Source organism: Mycobacterium sp. NGS68 (assembly GCF_059812195.1).
This window is the reverse complement of sequence record NZ_JCALCE010000007.1, coordinates 63,936-81,270: the sequence shown is the minus strand read 5'-3', so window position 1 is coordinate 81,270 and position 17,335 is coordinate 63,936. Positions and strand designations below refer to the sequence as shown.

The following is a 17,335-nucleotide window of genomic DNA, read 5'->3' as shown; positions in this document are numbered from 1 at the left end:
CGTCACCAGCTGACCGGAAGCTCTTTCATGCCATAGATGTTGGCGTGTTTGAAGCTCAGCTCACCGGGCGCCACCGCCAGTCGCAGCCCGGGCAGCCGGCGCGCCAGGGTGGCGAACGCGACCTGCATCTCGACGCGGGCCAGGTTGGCTCCGATGCACTGATGCACGCCGTAGCCGAAACCCAAGTGCCCCCGGGTGTTTCGGCTGATATCGAACGCCTCGGGATTGTCCACGAATTCGGCGTCCCAGTTGCCGGCGGGCAGGTTCATCATGACGAACTCCCCGGCGCGGATCAGCTGGCCACCGATCGTGAGGTCTTCGGTCGCCACCCGATCGACCTGGCTGTGCACGATGCTGAGGTAACGCATCAACTCTTCGACGACATTCGCGATCACCGCGGGGTCGTCGGTTTGCCCCAGCCGCTCGAACGCATCGGGATGTTCCAGCAGCGCAACCGTTCCCAGCGAAAGCATGTTGGCGGTGGTTTCGTGGCCGGCCTGCATCATGATCACGCTGTTCATGGCCGTGGTGGCGTGGTCGAGTTGGCCCGTCGCCACGTAGTCGGTGATGAGGTGGCTGATCAAGTCGTCGCCGGGTTCGCGCTCCTTGCGCTCCACCAACTCCCCGATATAGGCGTACATCGCCCCAAAGGCCCGACCCTTCTCCTCGTCGGTGGATCTCTGGTCCAACCCCACGGTGGTGTGATGCTGGAAGAGCCCGAGGTCTTCCGGCGGCACCCCCAGCAACAGCGCGATCACCAATGACGGCACGGGCAGGGCGAATTCACGCACCAGGTCGGCCGGCGGGCCACCGTCGATCATCTGGCCGAGGTAGTGGTCGACCGTTTCCTGGATCTGCGGCCGCATCGACTCGCAACGCCGGAACGTGAAATTGCCGGTCATCATACGTCGCAGCCGATGATGTTCCGGGTCATCGGTCCGCGCGAACATCACCGGGACCTTGTTGTCCGCGTCCGTTGGCATGATGGCATCCGGAATGGTCTTCGCGGACAGGCGGGGGTCGACCAGCGCCGCCCTGATGTCCTGGTAGCGGCTGACCACCCAGATCGGATTGCCCTGGAACATTGCCCGACGCAGCCCGGGCTGCTCCCGCCAGTCCGCGAATTCCGGCGGCGGGGCGAGCGGGCAGTGCGCGGCCCGCGTCAGGGGCAGCACAGGGATGTCGGAAGTTATTGACATCAGCGGCCTCTCGCTTTAAATGCTGGTTAGCTGCCAGTTGTCCGAGCGTAAGGCTCACCTGACTGGCAGTCAACTGTCGGTTAGGCTGTCACAATGACCGCGGTGGAAGACCGGCCGTTGCGGGCGGATGCGGCGCGCAACGTCGAGCGCATTCTGTCCGCGGCGCGGGCTGTCTACGCCGAGACGGGCCCCGACGCGCCGATGGAGGCCGTCGCGCGCCGCGCCGGCGTCGGCGAGCGCACCCTCTACCGACGGTTTCCGACCAAAGGGGATTTGGTCCGGGCAGCGCTGGACCAGAGCATCGCCGAGGACCTCACGCCGGCGATCGAGAGTGCCCGCCGGGACGATGACCCACTTCGCGGCGTCACCCACCTGATCGAAGCGGCGATATCGCTGGGGGCCCGCGAACACAACTTACTGATCGCCGCGCAACGGGCCGGCTCACTGACGTCCGACATCGCGGCCTCGCTCGACGTGGCGCTCGAGGAGCTCATGCGCGCGGGCCAGGGAGTCGGCCGGATCCGTGCCGACCTGGTCGCCGACGACCTCCCCCGCCTGATCGCCATGCTCTACAGCGTGTTGTCCACGATGGATGCCGACGGCGCCGGCTGGCGACGCTACGTCGCCCTGATCATCGACGCGATATCCACCGAAGAACGGCGGCCGTTGCCGCCCGCCGCCGCTCTGCGTTACACCTCCGAGCCGGATAGCTGGCCGCTGTAGGCGGTTCAGTTGATGGTCACGCCGGCATCGACCTTGAACTGGAGTCCCGTCACGTACCGCGACTCGTCCGAGATCAAGAACAACACCGCATTGCTGACGTCGACAGGGTCCACCGCGGGCGTCGGCATGGCATTGACGAAGATCGGTATCAGGTCGGATCTCTCCTGCCCCAAGAGGTTTCCGAAGGACGGCGGAATCATCCCGGTGTGCGCACCGGTGGGAAGCACGGAATTGACCCGTACGCTCTGCGCGGCCAGTTCGTTCGCCAGGGCCAGCGTCAGGCCGACGACACCGTACTTGGCAGCCGTGTAGGGCGTCTGCAGCGGAAAGCCTTTGATGGCACCGGCCGAGCTGACGTTGACCAGGCTGCCACCACCCTGCTCGAGCAGGTGCGGAATGGCCGCCGCGCACGTATTCCATACCCCGATGAGATTGACGTCGACCACCGTCCGCCACTGGTCGGCGGTCGTCTTGTCCCAACTCGCCACCGTCAGCACACCTGCGTTGGCCACGGCGCCATCCAACCCGCCCAGTTCGGCAACGCCGTCGTCGACCGCCGTCCGCAATTGCTCCTCGTCGCGGACGTCGGCAACGTAACTCACACATCGACGGCCGAAATCCCTTACCAGCCGTGCTGTTTCATCCAGGTCATCTTCGGTCGCCAACGGATATTCGAGCTGCGGCAGGGATTGGCAGATGTCGACCAGGATGAGATCCGCGCCTTCCTCCGCCAGGCGCAGCGCGTGGCTGCGGCCCAGACCTCGCGCGGCCCCGGAGATCAGTACGCGCTTGCCGGCAACGCGTCCCCCCGCTGGCTTCCCCCCGTTCAGTGCTCCTCCCAAACCAGACCCCGCATGATTGCGGACTGGGGAATGTCCTCAACGGCGATCAGTCCCTTTGGTGCGCGGCACACCCAATCGATCGCATTGACCACCCGGGCCGCCGTCGAAATACATCCTGCGTCGGTGGAATCCAGCACCGGATGGGAAACGTGCGTGTTGATCTCCACCCTGGGTTCGCCCTCCACGACGACACGGTGCACGCCGGTATGCCCCTGCGGGGGGAACTCCCAGTCGGGAGCCGCGGCCTCAGTGAGCCTGGTGACATGCTCGAGGGTGATCACCGGTTTGCCGTCACGAACACCCTCGGTGGCGAACCGGACCGCCGCCATCTGCCCCGGCTCGACTGTCATCATTGTGCACTCGATGCGCTCCGGGGTGAACCAGCGTTCGCTGCGCTGCCGCACTTCGTCGAGTTTTATGTCGAGACCGTCCGCCAGGCTACGGACCTGACCGCCCCACATCGACACGATCACCCCGGGCAGGAACAACATCGGCGGGTCGGCATCCTCGGTCGTCCCGAACCCCATTGCGGCACCGGTGAACTCGGCATCATCGTAGTTCCCGTAGTCGAAGATCTCCTGCACGGTGATCGACGACACCCGCGTGGTGAGGCTCACCGCGGAGTGCACCAGCGTATCGCCGGAGAAGCCGGGATCGATGCCGTTGACGTAGAGCGAGGCGTTGCCGGCCTCGCATGCGCGCTCCAGAGGCACTCGCAGCCAATCTTCGGCGTGGTGCGGTGTCACCAGCCACACCATCGACGTTGCGACGACATTGGTTCCCGACGCCAGGAATTTCGCCATCTGCTCGATCGTCTCCATGGGCCGGGTTTCGCCCTGAGACGTATAGACGACGCAGTCCGCGCCGAGGCTTACCAGGGCGTCGACATCGTCGGTGGCCAGCACGCCGGTCGGCTCGTTCAGCCCGCAGAGCTGCGCGGCGTCCCGACCGACTTTCTCAGCGCTGGCGGCGTGCACGCCGACCAGTTCAAGGTCCGGCCGGCCGATGATCGCGCGCAGGGAATGCCGGCCCACGTTGCCTGTCGAGAATTGAATCACTCTGCGCACCGCGCGCTCCTCCTTTGCCAATTCAAGGTCAGTAGTCGGGTATCGGCAGCGGGGAGTTGTTCGAGTCGATGCCACCGTCGACGTGGAATGTCGCGTTGGTGGCATAGCAGTCGCGCGTGCACAGATACACCGCAAGCCGGCCGAGGTCCTCGACGTCGCCCAGACGATGCAGCGGCGTTGCCTCCTGCATCTTCTCGAGCGATCCAGGCATCAAGTTCAGACTGCTTTGCAGGCCGTCCGTGGCGAACGAACCGAGGGCAATCGCGTTGACGCGAATTTTCGGCGCCAGCTCCTGTGCCATGGCGCGCGTGAGCGCCTCGAGACCGCCCTTGGCGACGCAATAGGCGGTCAATGCTCGAATACCGAATCGTGCCGAACCGGAAGAAATGTTGATGATGGAACCGTGACCGGCATTGAGCATGTGGGGGGCCACGAGCTGGCTCATGATGAAAGCCGATGTCACACACCAGTCGAAGGTGTGCCGGAAGTCCTCGTCGGTGATGTCCAGGAACCGCGCGTACGTCGAACCCCCGACATTGTTGACCAGAATATCGATCCGGCCGAAGCGCTCCATGGCGGTGTTCACGACGCGCTCGCCGTCCGCACGACTCATCGCATCCGCGACCAGCGCCAGGCCCTTGCCGCCGGCGTCCTCAATGCCCTTGATCGAGGCGACGATTTCCGATTCGGTGCGAGCGGTCCCGACGATCGTGGCGCCGGCCTCTGCCAGCACCCGCGCGATGCCCGCACCCACACCGCGCCCGGCGCCGGTGACGATCGCAACCTGCCCATCAAGGCGGAATTGCTCCAGTGCCATGCGCGCTCCTTCGGTCCAGATGATTGGCCGAGGTTCAATCTAGGGATACTTTCTGACTAAAGTCAATGAAATTCGCACCGCCAGAGGCCCTGACAGGGCGCCGAACAGTGATACCCTCGCTGCTGCATAGGTTTTTGGTGAGCCTGGATTATCAAGTGTGAGCTATTCTCAACGATCTGATGCAAGTCAGGTCAACTGCGAGGACAACATGGCTGCGACGGACGGGCTGTCTGCACGGGAAGCAAAACGCCTGCAGACCCGAGAGCGTTTGATGGGTGCGGCGGTCGCGGAATTCACCAGGGCCGGGATGGCCGAGGCGGACGTCAGTTCAATCGTGGCTGCCGCGGGCGTCGCCCATGGCACCTTCTTCTTCCACTTCCCCACCAAAGAGCATGTCCTGCTTGAGTTGGAGCGCCGGGAAGAGGACCGCATAGCAAGGCAGTTCGCGCAATTCTTGAAGTCCGAGCATGATCTCGCTGCGGCCCTGCATGAGGCCGTGCGCCTGGTGGTGGGCCTGGAACGCCGGCTGGGCGGTCGGCTGTTCAATGACTTTCTCGCTCTGCACTTCTCGCAGACCCGTCCCCCCGTCGAAGACGGAAGGGACCATCCCCTCATCGTCCTGGTCGCACAGGAGATCGCGAATGCTCAGGGACGCGGCGAGATTGATCCTGACGTCGCTCCAATGAACAGTGCGGTGTTCTTCTTGCTCGGCCTGTACTCCCTGTTAATCACCACCAATCACTGGCCCACTGGCCGCGCACTGCTCGAGGAGTTCGTCACCCGGACGTTGCGGAGCATGAAGCCCTGATCCAGCCGCGTCAGGGCCGTATCACGCCCCGCAGCGGAACGAGTCCGAGTTCTTTGTGGGACATGAACCCCGGCGGCGCATCGCAGACGGCGGGAATGGCGTTGACCGGGCCCATCGCGGTCCACGTGTAACCGGGCAGCGCGTAGCCGCCGCCTGGGTCCTGAGCTCCTTGCAGGATGAGTTCAGTGGATGAGTCACCCTCGATCACAATCCGGTAATGGTAATGCTGGGGCCAATTCTCCTGCGGCTCAATGGCGTCGTAGGTGTCCATCGTGTAGATCTCGTGAAAGACGATCAGCGGCCGGCCCTGAACCCACGACGTCCACTTGTGGTGCTGGCGCGCGACGGTGCCCGCTTTGATCACCCCCTTGAAGCCCGGCATGTCGCTGCTCTCCCCTCCTTCGAAGGGGATGTCCCGCGTGGCCACCCCGAGTTCCACCTCCGTCGTGTACCTTTCGACCGTTTCACCCATCTGCTCGACGATCATCGCCATCGACTGCGCAAACAACGGCCAGGCGTTTCCCAGCAGGTTCGGGCCGTCCTCGAATCCGGCGGGATCGCTTCCCATTCCCATCTCGAACAGGTATTTCAGGGTGTCCCTGCCGAAATTCACGACCTCGTAGATGTGGATAGTGTCGATCTGGCTGACGATCCGGGCCAGCGTCAGGACCAGGAGGTCGCCCGCAAAGCCGGGGTTGATGCCACCGGCGTGGAACGAAGTACCACCTTCCAGGCAAGCGGCGTGGATCCTGTCGATATCTGCCTGACTGTGCTCGGTCGGGTACCACCACGCGCCACCCGATGCGACCACGTTCTTCCCGCCGCGCAGCAGGCGGCACACTTCGTCGGGATCCGACCACAACGGCGCGTAGAAGATGCAGTCGGCATCGAGAGCCTCGATGGCCGCCTTGTCGTCGGTTGCGAACACCCCGATTGGTCCCTTACCGCAAAGATCGCCGGCGTCTTTGCCGACCTTCTCGGGACGGGAGCACAGCACTCCGACCAGCTCGTAGGCCGGATTATGCGCGAAATGACGCAGCGCCACCGTGCCGACGTTGCCTACGCCCCACTGGATAACGCGATACTTCCGCTCGGCCGGCGACTTTTCCGCCACTGTCGTCTCATGGGTGAGCGTCTCATGGGTGAGCGTCATTGCTACTCCTTTGCGTGAGCGGCTGGAGGCCAGCTGAGCGTAGGTGCCGCCGCGATACCGTGTCAACGACCTTAAGCTGACTTACGTCAGTCTCTTCTTCATGGTCGGTGCGCACGCTGCGCAGCCTCACCCGTGACCACCGCCTAACGCACCGCTGTCGCGTCTGTCCAGATGGACAACGTTTTGCGCATGCAGTGCGGAGGTTCTCGATACTGTCTGGCCATGTCTCCGGCGAGCTACGAGGCCCCCTCTCGCAAACCATGGAAGTGGGCAGAGCTGGATGTCGCGGGTTCTATGCTGATCCTAGTCAGTGATATAGTGCCACGGCGTACGTGACTTGCCGCCGTGACGGGGAGGGTTTGTGAACCTACCGAAGCTGCACCAGCGCAATGCCGGCCCTTTCGGCGCGGCCGCGAAGGAAGAAGGCGCTGCCCCAGCCGAGCGGACGTTCGACGAGCACATGGAGCAGTCCCAGCGTGCGCAGCGCCAAGCGGACAAATGGCTCATCTCCGGCAGCTTTCTGATCGGGACCGCGGCTGTCGGCGTCTTCGGACTGCCGCTGTTCCTGTGGGGCGTCCGGTTACTGCGCCGAGCTCAGCGCAACGGGCTTTCGGTGAGGCCGATGCTGGTCACACTGCTCGGCTATCTCGTCATCATCGACGCCGCCATCAACACCGTCGGATGGGCGCTTGACCTGGTGGCAAACCACAGTCTCCTTGCGCGCGTGCTGCTCAACGGATGGGGCAACATGTTCGACGCGGGCTACTTCTGGCACTACAACGAATTGTGGGTCGGCGGCGCGGCGGGTCCCGGCGAAAAGGCCTGGGAGGTGGGCCTTATCCTCACGGTCTTCACGATGCGCATTGCCGCCGGCATCGGCTTCCTGCAGATGAAGCGTTGGGGCCACCAGTGGATGGTCATCACCTGCTGGATGGGCGTGGTGATTTGGATCGGATACGTCTTCAACATGACCATGTTCGCCGACGTGCGCTACGCCGGCGTTGTGTTGCCGGTCGTCGGCTGGTGGCTCTACGACATCTTCTACATCACCCCGTTCCTCGCGATCCCCTATCTGCACACCGTCAACCGCGAAATCTTCTCAGACTGAATCCGGACATACGAGCTACTTCGATGATCATTATCACCGAGCGCGTGTCGCCCCCCGAAGCCCTCGCGAGAACAATTCCCTTACCCGGGAATGTATTTCGATGTGGATTTTGGCCTGGACATGCATCCGTTGCGGCCGTTAACGTTGACTGCAATCAGTGGCGATACGACCGAAGGCGAACGATGACGCGTCTCACGCGCAGGCGCCAGTCGATTGGCAGTGCGGCACCAAGGAGGTCAGATCGTGGGTTATCTCTGGGAAATCCTTCGTTACGTCGCCGCGTGGGGCGGCACCGGCCTGATCATCTGGTTCTGGTATTGGCTCTTCTCCAACATCGGCACCTTCTGAACGCCGCGGGCGGACCGGCCAGTCGGCGTCCGAGGGCCTGCGGCAATGGCTGACATCTCCGACGCCCGCGCGATGGCGCTGGAAAGAAGTTGCGCCGTCACGGCGGTCGCGCTGAGCGAGCAGCGTCGCGAAGGCGTTCGGCTCGTGACCGGTGACCGGCGCGCCTTCGGTCTGAACGCGAAGCTCACCTTCGTTCACGTCCCCTACCCCGCGACGCATGACTGGACCCGCAGAACCCTGACATGTGCTGTAGCCCTGCAGTGTTCGCCGTCGAAGGAACGAATCACCGAGTACCGGCTGACGGAGCTCTCCGCCCGGGAATTGCGGGCGCTCACCCTCATTGAAGCCGGCGTCGCCGTCGGGTGGATCGCGTCGCGCTGGCCGGGCCTACTAGCCGAGCTGCGGCGGGTGTTACCGGACGTCCGCCCCCAAGCCGGCGACATGGCCGCCAACGAGATGCTCCACAGGGCCGTCGCATTGGCCGCCACGGGAGAGACCCTGACCGTGCACCCGTTGTTGGGAAACCTGCCGCCGGCCCACACGAACCCGCGGTCGGTGGCCGACAAATTGCGGCGCAGCTTCGGCAGGATGCCGTGGACGACGACGCAGAAGCGTCTCCCCCGGCCATACTCGGTCCCCGTCGGCGGCGACGGTGGTGTCCGCAACCCCAACCTCCCGCCGCCCAGCCGACCGCAGGACAACGACTTCGACGTCACGCCCGAGCACCGGCCTGGCATTCCGTATCCCGAGTGGAACGCATGGACGAAAAGTTTCCTGCGAGACCACGTCGCAGTCCTGGAGTGGGCAAACATCGGCGGCAGCCGCCAACCCGGGCCCCTCTCCGCGGACCTTCGAAAGTGGTTTGAAGAGCACACGCATCGCGCAATGAAGAACCGCCTCGAAGACGGCTCCGACCTGGATGTCGAACAGTACGTGGAACACTACATCGACACAGCGACCGGTGCGGCAAGCCAACCACGTCTCTTCCGCGAACTGCTGCCCAGCGGCCGTGACGTCACCACCGCGTTGCTTCTCGACGGAAGTTCGTCGCTGGGAGTGCACGGTGGCCGGATTTTCCGCCTCGAATTGGCCTGCGCCGATGCACTTTCGCGCGCGATGAATCGCGCCCGCGAGCGCCACGGCATCTTCGTGTTCACCGGCAATACCCGGCACCGCGTCGAGGTCCGCTGCCTGAAGGACTTCGAGGATCCCCGCCTCGTGCGACCGAGCGGCCTCGGACTGCAGACCGCCGGATACACGCGACTCGGTGCGCCACTGCGTCATTTGACCAGCCGCCTGCTCGCACAGCCATCCGAGCGGCGCCTGCTGATCGTCATCGGCGACGGCCTGATCTCCGATGAAGGGTACGAGGGCCGCTACGCCTGGGCAGACGCCGCACACGCCGTCGAGGAGGCGAATGACGCGGGTGTGTCGATGTATTACGTCGGTGTCGGACCCACTCGGGTCGATCCGCTGCCGGAAGTGTTCGGGCCCCGTCGATCCCAGCGCATCCGGCGCATCGAAGAACTTCCGCGGGTGCTGGCCCACGTCCATCGAGAGCTCGTCGCCGCATGATCGAGGGCCAATCGGGGGGAGCGATGAACACCGGCACCTACTTCGCGAACGGTAACGAGATCCAACTGTTCGAATTGGCCTTCCAACAGCGCATTCCCGTGATGCTCACCGGCCCGACAGGGTGCGGGAAGACCAGGTTCGTCGAGCACATGGGAGCGTTGTTGCGACGGCCAGTCGTCACCATCAGCTGCCACGACGATCTGACGACGTCGGATCTCGTTGGCCGGTTCATCGTGACCGGGGGTGACGTCGTGTGGACGGATGGTCCGCTCACCAGGGCGGTCAAGGCCGGTGCGATCTGCTACCTGGACGAGGTCGTCGAGGCGCGCCACGACTCGCTGGCCGTGCTGCATTCGCTGACCGACCACCGCCGCGCGCTCTACCTGGACCGGGCGAACGAAGTGGTGACCGCACCAGAGACATTCATGCTCGTGTGCTCCTACAACCCCGCGTACCGCAGCTCGCTCAAGGAACTCAAGCCCTCGTTCCGCCAGCGATTCGTCACGCTCCCGATGGACTATCTGCCCATCGAGCGTGAGGCCGAGGTGATCGTCGCCGAGGCGGGCGTCGAAATGGCTACCGCCATGAGGCTGGTGCAGTGCGCGATCGCCATCCGCACCGCGGACGAAGCGTTTCATTTCGAGCCGCCGTCCACTCGGGTCTTGGTCACCGCCGCGCTGTTGATCGCCGCCGGCGCAACAGAACTCGAGGCTGCGGACGCCTGCATCCTCGCGCCACTCAGCACCGACGGCGCCATCAGCGATGGCTTGCGGGAAGTTGCGGCCGCCCGGCTGGCAACCACAGACACCTCAAGAAGGCAGCCCTAGGAAAGGAGCAGGCGGGCATGGACCAACGGGAGCGAAAGCGCAAGCGGGCGCTCATCGTCTTTCAGATAGTCATCTACGGCTATCTACTGGTGATGTTCGGAATCCAGCTCTACATGTCGTTCGCCCGCGGGTGGTGGGACCTTTGAATCTCCCTTTGGTCAACCGCCTTTCGGGCAACGGAGCCGCCGCTGCCGGTACGGGCAGCGCCGGTAGCCTTGAGGATCACCACGACGAATCTCGCCAAGCTCAGCGTCGTGCCGACAAGTGGATGATCGTCGGCGCGGCGTTGATGGGCATGTGGGCACCGGGTCTGATCGGCTTTCCCATCTTCATGCGCGGGGTATGGCTGCAGCGCCAAGCGTTGCGTGCGGGCCTGTCCGTCCGGCCGATGATCGTCACGCTGATCGGCTATCTGGTCCTGATCGACGGGATGCTCAACAGCCTGGGCTGGGCCCTGGATCTGGTGGCCAACCACACGCTGATCAACCGGGTGCTGATGGTCGGCTGGGGCAACATGTTCGACGCCGGCTACTTCTGGCACTACAACGAGCTCTGGATCGGCGGTTCCGCGGGACCGGGCGAAAAGGCCTACGTGGCCGGGCTGATTCTCACGGTGTTCTCCATGCGGGTGGCCGCGGCGATCGGATTTCTGCAGATGAAGCGTTGGGGCCATCAGTGGATGGTCGTCACCTGCTGGATGGGCGTGGTGATCTGGTCGGCCTACGTGTTCAACATGACCATGTTCGCCGACGTGCGCTACGCCGGTGTCGTGTTTCCGGTCATTGGCTGGTGGCTCTACGACATCTTCTACATCACCCCCTTCCTCGCGATCCCGTACCTGCACACGGTCAACCGCGAAATCTTCTCCGACTGAACAGTTTTAAGGAGCACCACGATGCCTACACCGTCGCCCACCGACGAAAAGGAACCTGCCCAGGATGCCGCGGATCTCGAGCCGGGCACCACGCCGTACTACGCACGCATGCACAAATGGATCAAACGGGCGGTGCTGGTCTGTCTGGTGGCGCTGGTCATCGAAGGCGCATTCACCTTGCCGTTCATGGCGGTCTACTACGGCTACCCGACGCTGAGCCTCACCGAGATCTGCAGTGAGCTACTGAAGATTCGATACTCCAACGACTCCCTGGAGTGCAAGTACCCGTACCCGCCGTTGGGGCCGCCGGAGGGCGCTGAAGGCAAGGCAACCGCGCAGGACGTGTGGGGCATCCAGCCGATACCGAAGTACCACAGGCTCGGCTTCCGCGAACTGGTCCGGATCCACAACGAGCGGCTGGCTCGCCAGGCGGGCCAGCCTCACACGGCGCCGCACCCGTGACATACCGGATCGTTCAGTGGACCACGGGCAACGTCGGCAAGAGCTCGGTGCGGGCGATCGCCGCCAACCCCATGCTCGAACTCGTGGGATGCTATGCCTGGTCGCCGGAGAAGGTGGGGCTCGACGTCGGTGAACTGTGTGGGATCAACGCCCTCAATGTGAAGGCCAGCAACGACGTTGACGCGCTGCTCGCTCTCAAGCCGGACTGTGTGGTCTACAACCCGATGTTCGCCGACGTCGATGAACTGGTCCGGATCCTGGATGCGGGAATCAACGTGGTCGGCACAGCCGGGTTCATCACCGGCCACTTCCTGGGCGCCGGGCGTGATCGCATCGCCGAGGCCTGCCGGCGGGGTGGATCCACCATCTTCGGCAGCGGCATCAACCCCGGTTTCATCCAACTGTTCGCCATCGTGTCGGCGGGGCTCTCGGATCGAGTGGACAGGGTGTCCATGCTGGAATCGGTTGACACCACCATCTACAACTCCCCCGCCACCGAAATACCGATGGGTTTCGGCTATCCCATCGATCAGGCAGACCTTCCGGCCATCACCCAGCGAGGTTCCGGCATCTTCCGCGACGGGGTCATTCTTCTCGCCGACGCGCTCGGCGCCGAACTCGACGACGTGCGCTGCGAGGTCGAATACGCCCAGACCACCGAGGATCTCCACCTCCCCGGGGACTGGACCATCGCGAAGGGGTGCGTCGCCGGTGTGGACGTCCGCTGGAAAGGCATCGCCGAGGGCCGCGAGGTCATCGAGATCCGCGGGCGGTGGCGCAAGGGGCAGACGCTGGAACCGGATTGGCCGCTGGACATGGGCTACACCATCGAGGTTCAGGGTCGGCCGACAATCAAGACGACGTTGAGCTTCCTGCCGCCGCCGGACTTTCAGGGCGAGACGTTGGACGACTACATCATGTTGGGCCTCACCATCACCGCCATGCCGGCGATCACCGCGATACCGGCCGTGGTATCCGCCGCGCCCGGTATCGCCACCTACACCGACCTGCCGCTGCTGCTCCCGCGTGGAGTGCTGGCGCGGAGCTGAGAGGATGTCCGTCTAATGCCGCAGACGAGTCACCATGCGCCCGGATAGACGACGGCCGCAACCGACGCGACCGCCGTCTTCGAGGCGGAACTTGCGGCACTCTGACGGTCTTCCCATCGAGTTCGCCCGATCACGCCCGGAGGCCACCCATGGATGACTCGTCGTCGCGGTTGCATCATGTCGTCTTCGCCGTGGCACGTGAGCGGCAGGAAGCAGTGGGGCAGCTATTCACCGAACTCGGGTTCGGCCTCGAGCCAATCGATTTGGACGAACTCGGGCTCCGGGTGCTGCTGGATTGGAATCGGGGTATCGAGCTGATCAGCCCGAACCCGGGTTCCACCGCCACGGTGGCCGCCTCCGTAACCGAATTCCTGTCGAGTCACGGTGATGGCATTTACACGGTGGTGGTGCAGGTTCCCGGGGCGTCGGAGGCAGAAAACATAGCCAAGCGTTACGGTTCGACCACCCGCTTCCGGCAAGGCTTCGAGGGTGAGGGCAATTATCTCGATGAAATCGACTTGTCGGTGTTCGGCTTGCCGTTGACATTCCTGTCCACCAACCTGCCCTGAGAAGCCCCCGCAAATCCGCACGCCAATTGCTTTCTCGCACAAGCCAGCCAGGGAGACATCATGACCGTCGGCACGGCGAAGCCCAGTGTCTTTGACGCCGATCTACCGGTACTGGAGTACGACGTCACGGACACACCTCAGGAGATCTACCCACAGTTTCGGGCTGCCCAACGGTCGGCGCCGATCGCACTGGGTCCCGTCGGGCCGGAGGTGCTCTCCTACGAACTCGCCCGAACGGTTCTCGGCGACCCGCGATTCGGGATTCCGCCGGGAATCCACCTCACCGCCCACGGCGTGACGTCGGGTGAGCTGTGGGATCGGGTGGTGCGCAGCATCCTCTGCATGGAGGGCGCCGAGCATCGGCGGTTGCGCAGCCTGGTGTCGCGGGCATTCACACCGCGGGCTACCGCACGCATGGACGACACTATCCACACCGTCATCAATGAACTCGCCGATTCCGTTGTCGGCGAGGGAGGTTGCGAGTTCGTCGAGGAGGTCGCGCGGCCCTACCCCATCCCCGTCATCTGCGCCCTCCTGGGTGCGCCACGACGAGATTGGCAGCTGTTCTCGAAGTGGGCGGAGGACATCTTCAAGATAGTCAGCTTCGACTGCAATCTCGCCGAGGAAGAGCCGAGGGTGCTGGCGGCCTGGGACGCCTTCGACGAGTACATCGACAGAATGATCGCCGATCGGCGCAAAGCCCTCACGGACGACCTACTCTCCGAACTCATCCGGGCCGAAGATCGCGGCGATCGACTCGATGCAGGTGAAGTCCGGATGCTGGCGTTCAGCATTCTGCTGGCCGGAACCGACACCACGCGTACGCAATTGGCGGCCTCGATGCAAGTCTTGTGCGAGCACCCAGAGCAGTGGGCTTTGCTTCGCGACCACCCCGAACTCGGAATGAATGCGGTCGAGGAAACCATGCGCCACTCCCCGTCGATGTGCAGCACCCTGCGCAGCGTCACCGACGATGTGACGGTGGGCGACTACACATTCCCTGCCGGCACGTTCATCATCGTGAACACCTACGCCGCCAATCGGGACCCGGCCATCTACAGCGACCCAACGCGTTTCGACATCACTCGTGACGATCCGCCGCCCATTCTGACGTTCGGCGGCGGAGCCCACTACTGTCTGGGCGCGAACCTCGCGAGGCGCGAACTATCCGAAGCGCTCAAGATTCTGGCCCACCGCCTGCCCAACCCTCGGTGCATCGAAACACCACCGTGGAGGCCGCTTCTCGGCATGAGCGGCCCCACTCGCCTCCCGCTCGAATTCGACGAGGGCCGCCGGCGGGTGTGAGTCAGGGGATTTCAATCCCCGGTTCCAGCACGTGGATCTCGCCCGTGCTGCCGTCGACCTCGACGAGGGCACCGGGCGCCAAGAGCCGCGTCGCCCCCGAGACGTCGACCACGCAGGGGAAGCCGAACTCGCGGGCCACCACGGCGGCGTGCGACATCGGGCCGCCCAGCTCGGTCACCACGGCGGCGGCGTAGCAGAACGCGGCGGTGTAGCCGACGTCGGTGACCTCCGCGACGAGTACCTCGCCGGGCAGCAGGTCGTCGATGGTCTCGGGCCGCACGATCCGCACCCGGCCGCGGACCCGGCCGCCGCAGACGCCGACGCCGCGCAGGGCGTCGCCCGCGACCAGCGATTCCGCCGACGCTGTCGACGGTTCCCAATGCCCGCTGAACACCGTGGGCGGGACGACGGCGGCGAGCCGGCGCTGTTCGGCGCGCCGGCGCGCCACCAGCGCCGCGACGTCGGCAGGCAGCGCGTCCAATTCGTCGACCAGCAGGTAGAAGACGTCGTCGGGGGTCACGACCACGCCGGCGTCCACCAGCCGCCTGCCGTATTCGCGCAGCAGGGTGCGCAACACCCAGATGGCCCGCACCATCTTGTCGCGGCGCACCTCGCGGTCGCGCAGCTGCCGTGCGGCCAGCAGCGCGACGGGCTTGGCCCGCAACGGGATTCGCGACAGCGGCGATTCCGGGGGCGGCGCCGCGTCCAGCGCCTTGGTCACCATCCGGATCAGTAGTTCCGGGTCGTCGGCGTAGCTGGTGGACAGCATCTCCACTTCCGCCGGCCCGCGGTGCCCGATCAGCGCGAGCTCCGCCAGCACCGCGGCGTGAAATTCCGGCACCTCGACGGCCAGCTTGTCGAGACGCTCGCCGGGTTCGGCCAGCAGCCGCAGCACACCGGGATCGCGTTGCGCGGCAACCACCAACCGCCGCACCGCCTCCACGGACCGCGCGCTGACCAGGTCGGGGCCGACCGTCGTCGCGGTCTCCCGGCCGCACAGGCCGCGCAACAGCACGTTGAACGCGGCGCACAGCATGAACGACGCCGAAGCCAGCACCCAGCCGTGTACCACGTGGTCACGCGCCAACACGATCAGGCTCAGCAGCCGACGATCGTCGAGTTGCGCGATGTCGCCGCCGGCCAGGCGCTCCAGGCGGTCGACATCGGCGACGAAATCGTCGGTGTCACTTTGTGATCCGGCGCTCAGACCGACCAGGTTGACGCCGAAGACGCCGATGTTGCGGACGGTGCGCAGCTGCCTGCGGACGCGACCGGATTCGGACAGCGGGCGCTGCTCACCGAAGATCGGCAGCGATGCCATGCTGGGCCCGAAGAATCCGCTGTTGCTCACGATCGTCGTGGGCTTGGCGAAGGGCACGGTTTCGGCCATGAAGTGCGCCGAGGTGATGGCGCCATACAGCCGGTGCGCGAACACCGCGACGGTGCGCCTCGCGATCTCCTGTTGCACCACGCCACCGGGCCGCAGCCGCTCCGCGATGGCCACCCCGCCGGCGCGCAGCCCGCGGACCGTCGCCGACGCCGACGACGGCGAGAACGGCCCGGGCAGCGCCTCCGACAAGTTGGTCGCCAGGTACGTCGGGAAGCGCGGATCGATCGGCGTGTCGAATTCGCCGTTGGTCCCTGCCGGGCCGGCCAATTCGGGCGCCACCCCGTCATCGGCCGGTGCGTCGACGGCGGGCAGGTCCGCGATGTTGGTCATGCGCCACGGCAGTGACACCGTCCGCCGGCCGACGGTGACGCGGCCGCGCACGGTCTGCGCGAAGTCCTCGACGCATTCCTCGGCGTCCCACGCGGCGTGGAAACTCCACCCGTCGCGCAGTCGTGTGGTGTCCAGCACCGGGGCGCCGTAGACCAGTTCGAGTTCCGCCACCGCGGCGATGCGGCGCCGGAGCAGGGCCGGGACCGCGCCGAGGGGCAGCACCCCACGGCCGGTCGTCGCGGCGATCCGCCGCAATGTCGTTTGACCCGGTGCGGCGAGATTGACTGGGCCGCTCGCGGTTTCGGCATCCAGCGTCGCACGCATCAGCAGTCGCAGCACGTCATCGAGGTGGACCACCTGCACCGCGCGGTCCGCTGACCCGTCGACGTCGGGGAACACGGGCAGCGCCAGCACCCGTCGCACCCAGTTGTCGACGCTGCGGCCGACGACCAGCGCGGAGCGCACGGCGACCCAGTGCGCGCCCGAGGCTGCCAACATCTCTTCGGCGCGGGCCTTGTGGCCCCCTTCCACCGACGCCGGGTTCACCGCGTGCGCCGATGACGTGAAAACGACACGCCCGGTCCCGGTTTCGGCCATCGCGTCGAGCACGTTGCGGGTGCCGCCGAGGTTGACCTGCTCACTGGCGCCGGCGTCGGGTCCCGACGTGTTCGCCCAGGCGCAGTGCACGACCGCGTCCGCGCCGGCGACCGCGCGCCGAACCGCCGCCGCGTCACGGATGTCCGCGGCGGCGAACTCGGCCGCGCTCGGCCAACTTTCGGGTCGGTGGCGGGCGATGCCGGCGACGTCGTGCCCCTGGCTGAGCAGCCGGGCGACCAGGCCGCGGCCGATAACCCCGCCCGCGCCCGTGACCGCGATCCTCACGTGTCCA

The 17,335-nt window shown here is 65.3% G+C and carries 17 protein-coding genes; 11 read left to right on the top strand and 6 right to left on the bottom strand.

What is annotated here, in order from left to right; genetic code table 11:
- Positions 1-2: 2 nt before the first annotated feature.
- Positions 3-1,199 carry a cytochrome P450 gene (locus AC5Y5V_RS10330; protein WP_499933728.1) on the bottom strand — a complete coding sequence of 399 codons (1,197 nt, stop codon included), beginning with the start codon at positions 1,197-1,199 and terminating at the stop codon, positions 3-5.
- A gap of 93 nt (positions 1,200-1,292) precedes the next feature.
- Here AC5Y5V_RS10330 and AC5Y5V_RS10325 point away from each other — a divergent pair, with 93 nt between their 5' ends.
- The gene (locus AC5Y5V_RS10325; protein ID WP_499933724.1) at positions 1,293-1,922 is read left to right on the top strand and encodes a TetR/AcrR family transcriptional regulator; all 630 of its coding nucleotides are present in this window, start codon (positions 1,293-1,295) and stop codon (positions 1,920-1,922) included.
- A 5-nt stretch (positions 1,923-1,927) separates the two neighbouring features.
- On the opposite strand, the gene AC5Y5V_RS10320 is transcribed toward AC5Y5V_RS10325, so the two are convergent.
- The 3 genes from AC5Y5V_RS10320 to AC5Y5V_RS10310 are packed head-to-tail and all read right to left on the bottom strand — an operon-like array spanning position 1,928 to position 4,648.
- Positions 1,928-2,764 carry a mycofactocin-coupled SDR family oxidoreductase gene (locus AC5Y5V_RS10320; RefSeq protein ID WP_499933722.1) on the bottom strand — a complete coding sequence of 279 codons (837 nt, stop codon included), beginning with the start codon at positions 2,762-2,764 and terminating at the stop codon, positions 1,928-1,930.
- A complete protein-coding gene (locus AC5Y5V_RS10315) occupies positions 2,749-3,831 on the bottom strand; it encodes an NAD(P)H-dependent amine dehydrogenase family protein (protein ID WP_499933720.1) in 1,083 nt (360 codons plus the stop codon). The genes AC5Y5V_RS10320 and AC5Y5V_RS10315 overlap by 16 nt, the downstream gene beginning before the upstream one ends.
- Before the next feature lie 28 nt (positions 3,832-3,859).
- Entirely contained in the window at positions 3,860-4,648 is a 789-nt protein-coding gene (locus AC5Y5V_RS10310; RefSeq protein WP_499933718.1) for an SDR family NAD(P)-dependent oxidoreductase, read from the bottom strand.
- Positions 4,649-4,856: 208 nt separating this feature from the next.
- On the opposite strand from AC5Y5V_RS10310, the gene AC5Y5V_RS10305 reads away from it, so the two are divergent.
- Positions 4,857-5,456: a TetR/AcrR family transcriptional regulator gene (locus AC5Y5V_RS10305; RefSeq protein WP_499933714.1), complete on the top strand. Its 600-nt coding sequence runs from the start codon at positions 4,857-4,859 to the stop codon at positions 5,454-5,456.
- A gap of 10 nt (positions 5,457-5,466) precedes the next feature.
- Here the strand turns inward: AC5Y5V_RS10305 and AC5Y5V_RS10300 are convergent, their stop codons facing one another.
- The gene (locus tag AC5Y5V_RS10300) at positions 5,467-6,570 is read right to left on the bottom strand and encodes an NAD(P)H-dependent amine dehydrogenase family protein (protein ID WP_499934193.1); all 1,104 of its coding nucleotides are present in this window, start codon (positions 6,568-6,570) and stop codon (positions 5,467-5,469) included.
- 499 nt (positions 6,571-7,069) lie between these two features.
- Here AC5Y5V_RS10300 and AC5Y5V_RS10295 point away from each other — a divergent pair, with 499 nt between their 5' ends.
- The 9 genes from AC5Y5V_RS10295 to AC5Y5V_RS10255 all read left to right on the top strand — a co-directional run bounded on the left by AC5Y5V_RS10295 (position 7,070) and on the right by AC5Y5V_RS10255 (position 14,726).
- Positions 7,070-7,717, top strand: a complete 648-nt coding sequence (locus AC5Y5V_RS10295; protein WP_499934190.1) for a hypothetical protein — start codon at positions 7,070-7,072, stop codon at positions 7,715-7,717.
- Between the two features lie 393 nt (positions 7,718-8,110).
- Positions 8,111-9,640, top strand: coding sequence for a nitric oxide reductase activation protein NorD (locus AC5Y5V_RS10290; RefSeq protein ID WP_499933712.1), 1,530 nt, complete (start codon positions 8,111-8,113; stop codon positions 9,638-9,640).
- Positions 9,641-9,663: 23 nt separating this feature from the next.
- Positions 9,664-10,467 (top strand): CbbQ/NirQ/NorQ/GpvN family protein, encoded by an 804-nt coding sequence (locus AC5Y5V_RS10285; RefSeq protein ID WP_499934187.1) that lies wholly within the window; start codon positions 9,664-9,666, stop codon positions 10,465-10,467.
- A 17-nt stretch (positions 10,468-10,484) separates the two neighbouring features.
- Positions 10,485-10,613: a hypothetical protein gene (locus AC5Y5V_RS10280; protein WP_499933710.1), complete on the top strand. Its 129-nt coding sequence runs from the start codon at positions 10,485-10,487 to the stop codon at positions 10,611-10,613.
- Positions 10,610-11,341 (top strand): hypothetical protein, encoded by a 732-nt coding sequence (locus AC5Y5V_RS10275; protein ID WP_499933708.1) that lies wholly within the window; start codon positions 10,610-10,612, stop codon positions 11,339-11,341. The genes AC5Y5V_RS10280 and AC5Y5V_RS10275 overlap by 4 nt, the downstream gene beginning before the upstream one ends.
- A gap of 21 nt (positions 11,342-11,362) precedes the next feature.
- On the top strand, positions 11,363-11,803 hold the full coding sequence (locus AC5Y5V_RS10270) for a hypothetical protein (protein WP_499933705.1): 441 nt from the start codon (positions 11,363-11,365) through the stop codon (positions 11,801-11,803).
- Positions 11,800-12,852, top strand: a complete 1,053-nt coding sequence (locus tag AC5Y5V_RS10265) for an NAD(P)H-dependent amine dehydrogenase family protein (protein WP_499933703.1) — start codon at positions 11,800-11,802, stop codon at positions 12,850-12,852. Before AC5Y5V_RS10270 ends, AC5Y5V_RS10265 begins: the two co-directional genes overlap by 4 nt.
- A 149-nt stretch (positions 12,853-13,001) precedes the next feature.
- Positions 13,002-13,421, top strand: coding sequence for a hypothetical protein (locus tag AC5Y5V_RS10260; protein WP_499933701.1), 420 nt, complete (start codon positions 13,002-13,004; stop codon positions 13,419-13,421).
- Positions 13,422-13,481: 60 nt separating this feature from the next.
- On the top strand, positions 13,482-14,726 hold the full coding sequence (locus AC5Y5V_RS10255; protein WP_499933698.1) for a cytochrome P450: 1,245 nt from the start codon (positions 13,482-13,484) through the stop codon (positions 14,724-14,726).
- A gap of 1 nt (position 14,727) precedes the next feature.
- On the opposite strand, the gene AC5Y5V_RS10250 is transcribed toward AC5Y5V_RS10255, so the two are convergent.
- Entirely contained in the window at positions 14,728-17,328 is a 2,601-nt protein-coding gene (locus AC5Y5V_RS10250; RefSeq protein WP_499933695.1) for a sugar epimerase family protein, read from the bottom strand.
- Positions 17,329-17,335 lie beyond the last annotated feature (7 nt).

What these genes read in the sequence shown, in the direction of transcription:
- AC5Y5V_RS10330 (WP_499933728.1), bottom strand. Translation starts at nt 1,199, where the DNA reads ATGTCAATAACTTCCGACATCCCTGTGCTGCCCCTGACGCGGGCCGCG.
- AC5Y5V_RS10325 (WP_499933724.1), top strand. Translation starts at nt 1,293, where the DNA reads ATGACCGCGGTGGAAGACCGGCCGTTGCGGGCGGATGCGGCGCGCAAC.
- AC5Y5V_RS10310 (WP_499933718.1), bottom strand. Translation starts at nt 4,648, where the DNA reads ATGGCACTGGAGCAATTCCGCCTTGATGGGCAGGTTGCGATCGTCACC.
- AC5Y5V_RS10305 (WP_499933714.1), top strand. Translation starts at nt 4,857, where the DNA reads ATGGCTGCGACGGACGGGCTGTCTGCACGGGAAGCAAAACGCCTGCAG.
- AC5Y5V_RS10295 (WP_499934190.1), top strand. Translation starts at nt 7,070, where the DNA reads ATGGAGCAGTCCCAGCGTGCGCAGCGCCAAGCGGACAAATGGCTCATC.
- AC5Y5V_RS10290 (WP_499933712.1), top strand. Translation starts at nt 8,111, where the DNA reads ATGGCTGACATCTCCGACGCCCGCGCGATGGCGCTGGAAAGAAGTTGC.
- AC5Y5V_RS10285 (WP_499934187.1), top strand. Translation starts at nt 9,664, where the DNA reads ATGAACACCGGCACCTACTTCGCGAACGGTAACGAGATCCAACTGTTC.
- AC5Y5V_RS10280 (WP_499933710.1), top strand. Translation starts at nt 10,485, where the DNA reads ATGGACCAACGGGAGCGAAAGCGCAAGCGGGCGCTCATCGTCTTTCAG.
- AC5Y5V_RS10270 (WP_499933705.1), top strand. Translation starts at nt 11,363, where the DNA reads ATGCCTACACCGTCGCCCACCGACGAAAAGGAACCTGCCCAGGATGCC.
- AC5Y5V_RS10260 (WP_499933701.1), top strand. Translation starts at nt 13,002, where the DNA reads ATGGATGACTCGTCGTCGCGGTTGCATCATGTCGTCTTCGCCGTGGCA.
- AC5Y5V_RS10255 (WP_499933698.1), top strand. Translation starts at nt 13,482, where the DNA reads ATGACCGTCGGCACGGCGAAGCCCAGTGTCTTTGACGCCGATCTACCG.